11 protein-coding genes are annotated in these 12,460 nt (G+C 42.2%); 3 read left to right on the forward strand and 8 right to left on the reverse strand.

The annotated features are described in order from the left end of the window. Nucleotide 1 precedes the first annotated feature (1 nt). The 3 genes from AAEY93_RS03145 to AAEY93_RS03155 all read left to right on the forward strand — a co-directional run bounded on the left by AAEY93_RS03145 (nucleotide 2) and on the right by AAEY93_RS03155 (nucleotide 3,315). Nucleotides 2-856 (forward strand): crotonase/enoyl-CoA hydratase family protein, encoded by an 855-nt coding sequence (locus tag AAEY93_RS03145; protein WP_124013148.1) that lies wholly within the window; start codon nucleotides 2-4, stop codon nucleotides 854-856. A gap of 103 nt (nucleotides 857-959) precedes the next feature. Next, nucleotides 960-1,745 (forward strand): alpha/beta fold hydrolase, encoded by a 786-nt coding sequence (locus AAEY93_RS03150; RefSeq protein ID WP_124013147.1) that lies wholly within the window; start codon nucleotides 960-962, stop codon nucleotides 1,743-1,745. Nucleotides 1,746-2,211: 466 nt separating this feature from the next. Continuing rightward, the gene (locus tag AAEY93_RS03155) at nucleotides 2,212-3,315 is read left to right on the forward strand and encodes a PQQ-dependent sugar dehydrogenase (protein ID WP_124013146.1); all 1,104 of its coding nucleotides are present in this window, start codon (nucleotides 2,212-2,214) and stop codon (nucleotides 3,313-3,315) included. Between the two features lie 370 nt (nucleotides 3,316-3,685). Here AAEY93_RS03155 and AAEY93_RS03160 read toward each other — a convergent pair whose 3' ends face one another. From AAEY93_RS03160 to AAEY93_RS03195, 8 genes are all read right to left on the reverse strand, one after another. Then, entirely contained in the window at nucleotides 3,686-4,468 is a 783-nt protein-coding gene (locus tag AAEY93_RS03160; protein ID WP_351074913.1) for an SGNH/GDSL hydrolase family protein, read from the reverse strand. A gap of 164 nt (nucleotides 4,469-4,632) precedes the next feature. Further along, entirely contained in the window at nucleotides 4,633-5,541 is a 909-nt protein-coding gene (locus AAEY93_RS03165) for a haloalkane dehalogenase (protein ID WP_101031357.1), read from the reverse strand. 125 nt (nucleotides 5,542-5,666) lie between these two features. Then, the gene (locus AAEY93_RS03170) at nucleotides 5,667-6,839 is read right to left on the reverse strand and encodes a vWA domain-containing protein (RefSeq protein ID WP_101031355.1); all 1,173 of its coding nucleotides are present in this window, start codon (nucleotides 6,837-6,839) and stop codon (nucleotides 5,667-5,669) included. Nucleotides 6,840-6,845: 6 nt separating this feature from the next. Further along, nucleotides 6,846-7,679: an AAA family ATPase gene (locus tag AAEY93_RS03175; RefSeq protein ID WP_101031353.1), complete on the reverse strand. Its 834-nt coding sequence runs from the start codon at nucleotides 7,677-7,679 to the stop codon at nucleotides 6,846-6,848. Between the two features lie 176 nt (nucleotides 7,680-7,855). After that, complete coding sequence (locus AAEY93_RS03180) at nucleotides 7,856-8,272, reverse strand: molybdopterin dinucleotide binding domain-containing protein (protein ID WP_351074915.1); 417 nt, start codon at nucleotides 8,270-8,272, stop codon at nucleotides 7,856-7,858. A gap of 9 nt (nucleotides 8,273-8,281) precedes the next feature. Further along, nucleotides 8,282-9,970: a molybdopterin-dependent oxidoreductase gene (locus tag AAEY93_RS03185; protein ID WP_351074917.1), complete on the reverse strand. Its 1,689-nt coding sequence runs from the start codon at nucleotides 9,968-9,970 to the stop codon at nucleotides 8,282-8,284. 114 nt (nucleotides 9,971-10,084) lie between these two features. Beyond that, nucleotides 10,085-11,083, reverse strand: coding sequence for an NADP-dependent oxidoreductase (locus AAEY93_RS03190; RefSeq protein ID WP_351074919.1), 999 nt, complete (start codon nucleotides 11,081-11,083; stop codon nucleotides 10,085-10,087). 137 nt (nucleotides 11,084-11,220) lie between these two features. Then, nucleotides 11,221-12,285, reverse strand: a complete 1,065-nt coding sequence (locus AAEY93_RS03195) for a patatin-like phospholipase family protein (RefSeq protein ID WP_124013141.1) — start codon at nucleotides 12,283-12,285, stop codon at nucleotides 11,221-11,223. Nucleotides 12,286-12,460: the final 175 nt, after the last annotated feature.

Below are 12,460 nucleotides of genomic sequence, written 5' to 3' on the forward strand. Positions count from 1 at the left end.
CATGACATCGCAAAAAAGCTATAAAACATTTACCGTCGAGATTACCAATAAAGTAGCCCATATTATTTTTAACCGACCCGATGCATTGAATTCAATGAATGTCGATTTTTGGCATGAGTTTCCAAGTGTAATTCACGATATTAATAATCAATCGGCTGCGCGTGCCATTGTTATCTCATCAAAGGGTAAACATTTTTGCTCGGGGATGGACTTAGCCGTGTTCAGTGAAAATAAGTCTGATACGAATATTGAGTTAGGCCGTAAACAAGACCAACTACGTCGCTTAGTATTGAAGTTACAAGACTGTTTTACCGTACTAGAAACCGCTCGAATGCCAGTTTTAATGGCGATTCAAGGTGGCTGTATTGGTGGCGCGGTGGATATGGTCAGCGCTGCCGATTGTCGATATTGCACTAGCGATGCTTTTTTTAGTATTGAAGAAACCAAACTCGGCATGACTGCAGACGTGGGTACGTTACAGCGTTTACCAAAATTAATTTCTATGGGGTTAGTCAAAGAGTTAGCCTACACAGGCCGAAGAATGCCCGCTGCAGAAGCTAAACAAGCGGGTTTAGTTAATCATGTGTATGACGATCAACAATCTATGATCACCGCAGTATTAGCCATTGCGGCAGAAATTGCTGCGCGCTCACCATTAGCCGTTACTGGCTGTAAAGAGATGATCAACTATGCACGCGATCATAGCGTATCTGATAGCTTAAATTATATGTCAGTCTGGCAAAGCGGCATGTTCCAGCCACAAAACGATATGATGGAAATATTCAAAGCTAAAGCGCAAAATCGTGCACCTGAATTTGAAGAATTAACCCAAATAGATACTACAAAAATATTCTAATCATTCTGGATTTATAGGGTTATTTGTTATTAATGCTTATTTGATTGAATTTATTTGAATCAACTTCTGTTAACAAGTAGCCCTAAAACCATTTAGAGACATTATGACAAAACCTTTGATTAACCTCGTCCATGCCAACGGCTTCCCCGCCGGAAGCTATCGGACATTTTTAGCTGAATTTGATCCAAACTACAACACTATCGCACTTGATCAGTTCGGTCATAATGACATGTACCCGATACACAGTAACTGGCAGCACTTAGTTACTGAGTTAGTAGAATTCATTAAGAAACAAGATGATAAAGTAATATGTGTTGGCCATTCTTTTGGGGGGGTCATTTCATTTATTGCTGCTTGCCAACATCCAGAACTCTTTCGGGGCTTAGTGATGCTAGACCCGCCAGTGGTCACAGGTGCGTTCTCACATTTACTCAGTTTTATTAAACGCACACCCTACATAGATAAACTATCACCCGCGGGTAAAGCCAAAACTCGCCAGCAACAATGGCCAGAAAAAACCAACTTGGTTGATTATTTTTCACAGAAGACTTTGTTCAAAAATTTCGATCCGCGCTGCTTGCAAGATTATGCTCACTCTGGGTTTATTCATCGCAACCAACGTGTCGAGTTAACCTTCTCTCCTACGGTTGAAGCCGATATTTTTAGGCACTTACCTACCAATTTAGCTCAATATAAAAACAAGCTTAAGGTGCCCGCTAAACTGATTTATGGTCAAAATACTAACATTTTCCCCATTAAACATTTTATCCGCTTTGCCAAATTAAACGACATCGACATAATGATGATGCCAAAAGGCGGCCACATGTTCCCACTAGAACAGCCAGAAAATACCGCTGCTATGGTGAAGGAGCTAATTAAAGATTGGTAAGCTTACATTTAGGACGCTGCGCGACTAGATGCTAGGAACTCGCAAGTTCGCCAGAGGGCGAAGCTTCGATCCTTCTAGGTGCAAGGTTTTAGGATCTAGGTTTTAGGATCTAGGTTTTAGTCCTAGGATCTAGAAGCGTAGCGTCCTCGAAGACCGCAGGTCGTCCCAGTAGCCGCAGGCGCTCTATTACTAGACCCTAGCAAGACAGAGTCCGCCCTAGCAGCGAAGCGACCCTAGACAGCTCTATCCGTGAGCGCAGCGTTCGCTTGTTATCGTTTCTGAAGCTGTCCCTAGCAGCCATAAGCGCCCGATTCTTAGGGCCTTGCACTTTGTCACTTCTCGACATGTTAGATCCTGCATGTCAAGAGCGTTTGGGTATACATGGCGATGGTTGTTGAGACTATGATAAAAAGTACTAATATATACGCTACTACGTAAACAATGCTAATCAAAAGAGGCCCTATTCATGATTAAGCCAATTGCTTTGTTATCTCTCCTAACCTTGGGGTTCGGTGTCTCTTATCCGTCAATGGCATTACCTTTAGATAAAATTGAATTACCGCAAGGTTTTACTATTGATGTATATGCCGAAAACATTGAGAATGCCCGCCAGATGGCCCTTGGTGACAATGGAACTGTATTTGTCGGCAGTCGTAAAGCGGGTAATGTTTATGCCCTTATTGACAGCAATAATGATTTTAAAGCGGACAAAAAAATCATTGTTGCGACCGATCTATTTATGCCATCAGGACTGGCATACCATCAAGGCAGTTTATATGTCGCTGATGTTGATAAAATCTGGCGTTACCCTAATATTGAAAAGTCTTTGCCTACTATCCCTAAACCAGAATTGGTGTACAACAAGCTTCCCAATAAAGCCCATCATGGTTGGAAATTCATCACCTTTGGGCCTGATGGAAAACTGTATATCCCAGTAGGAGCCCCTTGCAATGTCTGTGAAAGTGAACTGCCTTTTGCCAGCATTCTCAAATTAGACCTAGACACTAAACAAACCACCATAGTTGCTAAAGGCGTACGTAATAGCGTTGGATTTGATTTTCATCCGCAAACCGGTGAATTGTGGTTTACCGATAATGGCCGCGACATGATGGGTGATGACTTACCTGATGATGAGCTTAATCGTGTGAGCCAAACGGGCCAACACTTTGGTTTTCCTTATATACACAATAGCAAGATTGCAGACCCTGATTTTACTGATCCACAAATAGCTAAACTCAATACCCCTCCAGTATTAACCCTTGGCGCTCATGTTGCCGCACTAGGGATGGAGTTCTATCAAGGGAATCAATTTCCAGCAGCGTTTCACCATTCCATCTTAATTGCCCAGCATGGGTCTTGGAATCGAAGCAGTAAAGTGGGTTACCGTATCATGCAAGTTGAACTTCAAGATAACACGGTTATCGGCTATAAGCCTTTTGCAACAGGGTGGCTTGATGGCGAACAAAGCTGGGGACGTCCAGTAGATGTCATGACATTAGCCGATGGCTCACTACTGGTCTCTGACGATTTTGCTAACGCTATATATCGTATCAGTTACACAAAACCGTAAAATTTTAATTTAAAGTTTAATCCATAAAGTAAGCCAGTCTGATATGGGTTAGGCTTTAATTAAATCTAACTTAGCAGATGAATTAATAGTCAAGTCATGAATATTTGAGAGAATACCGTCCATGGCCGCTTGCTGGTGTCTGACCCATAGGGCTTTGGGAAATGTCATTATCATGTATGATACATCACTGTCTTTACCGCCACTGAATGAGTGAATTCTTATATATATTAGAGTGATGCTCGAGCCCTCATGGACGAGTTTACTGCGTGTCAATGAGTAAATGGCGATGAGGCTTGAAACGATTTATAGAGAACGACAGGGCCTCACATCAATCCTGCTGTATGCTTTATAACTTCCCCGCTTAACGGTACTACTTTCTTAACTGAATTTGCTCAGCAATAAGCTTGGCCCATGCAGTATAAATCTGTGGGCCTGGGTGGAAACCATCTGTGGCCATCACTTGACGCATAAAATCGACCATACTGCTGTCTTGCTGTGGGTTTTCTAATGGTAAATTAATCAATGTAAAACGAGTTTGTGCTTTGGATTGCTTATCGATTTGTTGCTGATCAAGTGCTTGTTGATCAAGCATAAGCAACAGTTGCTGCAATTTATGATTAAAGTGCTTGGCTCGTTGGCCTAGGCTCCAGCGCAGTGGATTTGGCAAAGCCGGAAATGACCCGAGTGGCGGTATGGCAGTCACCAAGATGAGTTTTGGGGTATATCGCTCAGTGATAAGTGTCAATAACTGGGCTTGTTGCTGCAGCCACTTATCGCAGCTCAGGGATGAAGTGATATCGTTGACCCCAAGTGAGGTAATGATGATATCAAAATGCCCTTGACCTAGTATGGGATGTGAACAATTGATGTGATCATTTAACGACTCAAGCGTAGTCGAAGTGGTCGCGCCAGTTTTGGCAAAAAGACCGTATTTTAGATGACCATGTGGACGTAAATAATGGACCACCTGCCCCAGCAACGCCTGATCCTGATTAGCGACCCCCACACCTGCTGCGGCTGAATCTCCTAATATAAGCACACTCAACTCAGGATTGGTGCCTGTTTGCCCTAAGCGTTCGCCCTCAGGCTCAGCAAGTTTTGGGGTGGTGCGACGAACGTTTAGCCCTTGCAGCAGTAAAACGGGGGCCAGCATGATAGATATTCCCTGATGTAGCATGTGAACTCCCTGTGACTCTGGGTCCGCGACTAATAGCCTAGTTAACCTAAAAAAGTTAATACCAAAGCCATAAAGCAAACCAATACCCATTAATAATGATATTTTTAGTTTTAGTATGGAGCAACTGAAACCGCGGAAACTTAACGATTATCTGCAATAAATTGAACCACGACTTCAGCTAGCGCTTCGCCTTTGTCTTCTTGTAAAAAGTGACCGGCACTGACAATAGTGGTGTGTTTTTGCCCTTTTGTGCCTGGTATCAGTTTTTGCATTAGTTTGTCTCCGCCTGCAGTGATCGGATCTGAATCACTGAACGCAGTCAAAAAGGGCTTTTGCCATTGCGACAAGACCTTCCATGCTGAACGATTTTTTTCGGCGGCAGGATCATCCGGTGTGGTTGGCACTAACAACGGAAACTGACGCGCGCCCTCTTTATATTTTTCTTGTGGAAATGGTGCATCGTAAGCGGCAATGACATCAGCTGACAAGGTCGACACACAAGCACTATTAATCAAGTTGCCAGTTGGAAAAAGTTCAACATCTTGTGAGAACGTTTGCCATTGTTTAAAAGCTTCACCTGGCTCATGGTCACCTGTTGGTAACATGGTATTGGCTGCAACAATGCCTCTATAACGCTGGGTATCTTCTGCGGCTAAACGTAAACCAATTAACCCACCCCAGTCTTGGCACACCAGCATTATGTTGGTTAGTTTGAGTTGTAACACCAATGACGTCATCCAATCAACATGGCGTTGATAAGTATAGTCGCTTCGTTTGCTGGGTTTATCTGAACGTCCGAAGCCAACCAGATCGGGCGCAATAACGCGATGACCGGCTTGCACAAGAATGGGGATCATCTTACGGTACAAAAAGCTCCATGTTGGCTCACCGTGTAGTAATAATATCGGTTCTGCATCTCTGGGGCCTTCATCCAGATAATGAACCCGTAATTGGCCGCCTTCACTATCGTCAACCATTAAGTAATGAGCGGCAAAGTTGTAGTCCGGTAGATTGGCAAAACAACCATCATCGGTGCGTAAACATTCCATATTGATTCCCTTCCAGTTCGTCTATAAATAACCACTCATCGACTTAATTAACCAACTCGGGTTGAGCGGTGAGATCAATAAGCCAAAATTAGAATATTTGACCTCGTTATTATCCCGAGCTGAGGCTAACTAATATCTTTAATCGCACGCCCGATACCATCAACCGTTAATGGGTACATTTTATGGTCAACTAGCTGTTGAATAATGGAGATTGAATGATGAATTGGCCAGTGGTTTTCAGGTTGCGGATTTAACCAAGCAACCTTACTAAAATGACTTAACAACTGATTCATATACTCGACACCGGGTTTTTCATTCCAATGCTCAACACAGCCGCCTTTGGCGATAATTTCGTACGGCCCCATGGTCGCATCGCCAACAAAAATGACTTTATAATCGGCAGAAAAGGTCCTGATGATCTCTTCAAGAGCAATGGTTTTATCAAACCGTCTGCTATTATCCTGCCAAACCTGGTCGTATACACAATTATGAAAATAGAAAAACTTTAAATGCTTAAACTCACTATGTGCAGCGGAGAATAACTCTTCACAGGTATGAATATAATCATCCATTGAGCCGCCAATATCGAAAAACATCAGTACTTTAACGGCGTTATGACGTTCTGGCTCCATATGCACATCTAACATGCCACCATTCTTGGCGGTTGAGTTAATAGTGGTATTAATATCAAGCTGTTCACTGGCACCGGTACGGGCAAATTTTCTGAGTTTTTTAAGGGCTAATTTGATATTGCGAGTGCCTAACTCACGGTCTTGGTCGAAATTTTTAAATTCTCGCTTATCCCACACTTTCACCGCACTGTTATTACGGTTTTTGTCTTGGCCGACTCGGATCCCTTCAGGATTATAGCCATAGGCACCAAACGGTGATGTGCCGCCAGTACCGACCCATTTATTGCCGCCGGCATGTCGTTTCTTCTGTTCTTCTAAACGCTCTTTTAACGCTTTCATCAATTGATCAAGTCCGCCTAATGACGTTAGTTGGTCTTTTTCTTCTTGAGAGAGGTGTTTTTCGAATTCTTTTCTAAGCCAATCTTCCGGCACAATGTGATCGAACACATCAATATTTTCTATCCCTTTAAAGTACTCAGCAAATGCGTTGTCGTATTTGTCATAGTGAATTTCATCTTTAACCATGACAATTTTGGCAAGGTTATAAAAGTCTTCTACATTGGCAAAAATCACCCCTTTTTTTAATACCGCGATAAGATCTAATAGCTCTCGTAAGCTACAAGGGACTTTATGCTTTTTTAGGGTGAGAAAAAAATCAATAAACACTGTGAATCACCTGTTTCTGCGGCTCATAAAGGCCAATTTTTCAATCAATGAAACGTCTTGTTCATTTTTTAACAGTGCGCCAAACAAAGGAATGATATCTGACTTTTTATCGAGTAATGTATCTTGCGATATGTCATCGGATATCAATAGTTTTAACCAATCAATTAACTCTGATGTTGACGGTTTTTTCTTGATGCCACTGACTTCGCGTAAATCAAAAAACACCTCTAATGCTTGTTTTAACAATGCTTGTTTAACATCAGGATGATGCACATCGATAATTTTTTCCATTTCAGCTTTAGTCGGAAACTTGATGTAATGGAAAAAACAGCGCCTTAAGAAAGCATCGGGTAATTCTTTTTCATTATTTGAGGTGATGATGATAATTGGTCGCTGTTTTGCTTTAATCACTTGTTGGGTTTCATAAACATAAAACTCCATTTTATCAAGCTCTTGCAACAAATCATTCGGAAATTCGATGTCTGCTTTATCGATTTCATCAATCAACAATATGGGTCTTTGCTCTTCTTCAAACGCCTGCCATAACTTGCCTTTAACGATATAGTTGCCAATATCATGAACCCGTGCATCACCTAACTGACTGTCGCGTAACCGAGATACTGCATCATATTCATAGAGGCCTTGTTGCGCTTTAGTGGTCGATTTAATATGCCATTGATACAATTTACAATTGAGTGAACTGGCTAGTTCTTCGGCTAACTGGGTTTTACCGGTACCGGGCTCGCCCTTAATTAATAACGGTTTTTCTAATGAGATCGCCGCATTTACCGCCAAGCTAAGTTCGTTTGATGCAATATAATTTTGTGTACTTTTAAACATGGTCTTACCTTTTTATTCATGTCGCTTTGTCGCTATTAATTAGCACCAGCCTCAAAGCTATTTGTTTGTGTTAATCGTCGGTAATTGAAAATGAATAGATTCAAACTAAAAATGGACTACCCCATTTAATCAACATAAGCACTATTATTAAACAACTTTATTTAGGCAACTTCCTTTTAGGCTGCTTTGATGGCAACAGGCGTACCATTAAATGCCGCATTACCTGTCAGCATATCAACTCGATTGGCATCTGTTAAATCATTAATGCTCACCCCTGGCTGAGTTGCTGCAACCGACATGTTAGTACCTTTTTGATTGTGTCCCCAGCCTTGAGGCATACTGACCACACCTTGTTGGATATCATCAGTAATTGCCACTTCAATGACGATTTCACCTACCGCTGAACTGACATTAACTAGCTGCCCTTGTTTGATCCCAAGCGCTTGTGCATCTTGTGAATGCACTTCTAAGGTACATAAATTTTTTCCTTTAATGAGTCGTTGTGAATTTTGTGTCCAGGTATTGTGACTTTTAACTAATCGTCGACCAATTAACTCAAACGGATAAGCTTGATCACGCGCGGGTTGTGCCATAACGGCATCCTAACGAGGTAAATCATCTCGATAGATTTGCGGAAATAAATTGACCTTGCCGTCTGCGGTTTTTATCCGCTCAGCAAGACACGGCATTAACGGGCCAATATCAATACCATGGGGATTATCAATCAGCTTTTGTAAGCTCATACCCTCTTCGCCATAGGGCCCTTTTTTCAGTTCCATATCTAACAGCATTTCTGGAGTGATTTTTTGCATCGGGTCGTCAGTCGCAATATTGAGCATCCGGGCAGAAATCTGTTTAAGTATTTGCCAGTCACTGCGTTGATCCGGTTGTTGATCAAATAATGGCGGTGAGTATTTAACTGTGTTTCTAACGGAAAATGAATTAAAGAAAATATCGAAATGAGAATTTTCAACGCCCGTAGTCCCCGGCAAAATAATGTTGGCGTATTGGGTGGTTTCATTTAAATAAATGTCAACCGAGATCATGTAATCTAAGCCTGCAAAAGCTTGGGCTAATTTATGCCCATTGGGGGCTGAAAGTACCGGATTGCCAGCAACCGTGATCACGCTTCTTATTTGCCCTTCTCCTGGCGTCTGTATTTCTTCCGCCAAGGTCGCAACCGGAAATTCACCATTGAAAAATGGCAGCTTACGTACTCGCGTTTGATGTTGCCCAAATGAACTTTTATGACCGGGTTGATGATTGCGCAGTAAATCAAAAGCAGGCTGTGGAAACATAGCGCCACCGGCACGGTCAAAGTTGCCGGTAATAATATTGAGTACATTGGTTAGCCATAGACATAAGCCACCAAATGTTTGCGTCGACGCCCCCATGCGGCTATAACAAACAGCAGAATCTGCTGCGAGCATGTCTGCGGCTAAGGTGCGAATACTCGTCGCATTAATGCCGACAAATTCAGCCACAAGCTCGGGCGAATAGTGTTTTGCTAGGCTTTCAACATCATCTAGCCCATCAACTTGGGTTTCTAAATGACGTAAATTAACCATATTTGAATCAAAAACGCAGTGGATCAACGCCAGCAGTAATAACGCATCTTTTTCTGGGCGAATAAACAGATGTTGATCAGTAATTTTGGCTGTGCGGGTTCTGCGGGGGTCAACAACGACAATTTTTCCACCACGTTTTTGGATGGCTTTCATCCGACCTATAACGTTAGGTGCCGTCATCATGCTACCGTTTGATACCACAGGATTACCACCAATGATCAGCATAAAATCAGTTCTATCAATATCGGGCACCGGAATTAACATGCCCGCGCCAAACATAAAGTTTGCAGCAACATGATGAGGTAATTGATCGGCAGAGGCAGAGCTGAAACGGTTTATGGTGCCAAGTGACTTCATAAATGGTTTAAGGAACAGCGCATTACCAAGACTATGGGCATTGGGATTACCCAAATAAACCGCCAACGCATTGTTGCCATGCTGCTGTTGAATGCTTTTAAACTTTTCAGTTATTTCGCTAAAGGCTTCATCCCAGCTAATATCTTCCCAACCTGTTGCGGTTCGCCTAATAGGCGTTTTTAAGCGATCTTTGTCAGTATAAAAATCTTCTAAGGCTAAGGCTTTTGGGCAGTTATAACCTTGACTAAAGGGGTCTAGTTGATCGCCTTTAATTGATAAGATTTGGTTATCTTGATAGGTAATTTCCAAGCCACACATGGCTTCACAAATATTGCAATTTCGATAATGGGTGTTAATTTCGCTCATATTTATCGCCTGACTTGGAATAGTAAACCTGTCATAAACACAACCCAATTAACAACATTGATTAATTGGGTTGTGGCCGTTATAAATTATTGATAAACAATATTGTTATAAAAATTATAATTTAACGATTAACTTGCCTTTATTATCACCGGTAAAAAACAAGTTTAAGCCGGTGATTGCCGACTCAAGACCATTTAACACATGGGCGCGATGTTTAATTTGTCCTTTCATGACGTAAGGTGTCAGTTTTTCTAATAGCGCTGGCACGTCACCAAAATGATCAGGCATAGTGAAGCCTTGTATAATGAGGCGTTTTTTAATCACTTGGATCCAGCTTGGTGCTAAATCTGGCACGGCTTTCGGGTAATCGGCAATCATGCCACACACCACAATGCGGCCATGGGCATTCATTTTGGCAAACACATGGTGCTGGATCGGGCCGCCGGTATTTTCAAAATACACATCAACGCCGTCGGGGGTTAATTCGGCCAATTTTGCGGCTAAATCATCGGTCTTGTAATTAATTGCACCATCAAAACCTAATTCGTTAACAATCCAATCGGCTTTTTCATCACTACCGACAACACCGATAACCCTGAGGCCATCCGCTTTAGCCAACTGTCCCACAATAGAACCAACCGATCCTGCTGCGCCAGAAACTACGATGGTTTCGCCTTTTTGTGGTTTACCTACGTTAAAGAGTCCTTGCGTCGCCGTTAACCCCGGCAAAGCAAAAACCGATAAAATAGCTTCATCTGGTAATGGCGCAGTCACTTTATTTAACCCCGCGCCGTTACTTAAAAAATATTGTTGCCAACCCATCATGCCCATCACTCGGTCACCGACCTTAAAGCCAGGATGATTACTTTCTACAATTTCACCAATGCCAGAACTGCGCATCACCTCATCTAACGCAACTGGCGGAATGTAACTTTCGGTATCAGCGCTCATCCAACCAAACATCGCAGGATCAAGTGACATGCAGTTTTGTTTGACCAAAAATTGTCCGTCAGCCACTTTAGGCATTGGTTTTTCAACCACTTCAAATAATTCAGGGCCGATGGGGCCACCTTGAGGACGGGCGATTAAGTTAATGGCTTTATATGTGCTCATATTTTTGCTCTCTTTGTTGGTATATTAATGCTGCATGTGACTGCGCGATACTTTGGTTTATTGAGGCCGTGGTTTATTGAGACCGTGGTTAATGGATATCGTCATCCTGGTGAGATACTTGTGTCATTTTGCTGTTATTACCTAATGAGTTGCTTAATACTTTTTATGCTGCTGATATTTTGGGTTTGATAAAAGTGTTTAAAGTGCTGGGCAAGCTTTTCACTTTCAACGAAAACCTGTTGCCAATACTGGATGCGCTGAGCGGGTTTCATGTCGATAAAATCACTACGGTCAGGAATTTTTTTATAGGGCAAAGATTCAACAAATTCAGCAGAAGGACAAAGCAATACGGTTTTATCGTAGTGTTCTAGCCTGACGTTGCGGGACAGCTTTTTATCGAACCAGCCCGCTTTTAATGTCGAGCTAAAATGAGGGTAAAGGATTAAGCCTTGATTTTGAATATTGAAATCAAAATGATAATCGATAATGCCGCCATCTCGATACATGCCGGGTGGACAATCAACAATATCTTTTATGCCTTGCATCACCATAGGAATAGAACCTGACGCCAGTAGCGCAGCTTTGATATTGTGTTGACTAAAAGCCACCGCGGTAGTTGGGATGTTATCAGGATCGTGGAGAACTAAATCGCTTTGATTATGCTGAAATATATATCGTTCATATTGACTATTTAGTAACGAGCGACTCAAGGTATTTCTAATTACGCTGTTAACCAACCCAGCCCCTAGTGTGAACTTGTTTTCTGATGCTACGAAACCATTGCATTTAGCCACAATAAAATGGGCTTTAAAGACGTTATTATTAATAATTTCAGCTGCGCCGTTGTCACCAAAGAGCGCATCAAGCAATTCAATGGCTTTAGCGGTAATTTCTGCCGCTTTGGGTTTAGTATTATCCGAGTACACGGTTTCACTGTAGTGTTTAGCTAAACGCTCTATTGCCGCTACGGGGTCTTTTTGCGCAAAGCACGCGGCGCGAAACGCACCGGCACTTGAGCCAATGAGATTTAACGGCTGTTGTCTGCCTTTGAAAAACTCCCCAAAGATATATTTATCTAATCCCAGTAAGGTAAACCATTTGGGCCCACCGCTTGCACCAAGGAAAGCGCTAAATAACTCAGGGGAAAATCCATCTTGCTGGATCTTTTTTAAGGCCGTTTCACCAGCATATATTTCTAACATATGGCTCTTATTGTTAAACTGTCGGCAATAAATGCCGACAGTTAAGTTTCGAGACTAAAGCTTCGGGACTTAAAGCTTCGAGACTAAAGTTTCGAGACTAAAGTTTCGAGACTAAAACTTCAATACTAAACTTCGACACTAAAGCATCTAGGTTAATGATTAGACAGTTGTTATT

It is taken from the genome of Shewanella sp. CAL98-MNA-CIBAN-0140 (genome assembly GCF_040309905.1).
In the GTDB taxonomy this organism is placed as follows: Bacteria; Pseudomonadota; Gammaproteobacteria; order Enterobacterales; family Shewanellaceae; genus Shewanella; species Shewanella psychromarinicola.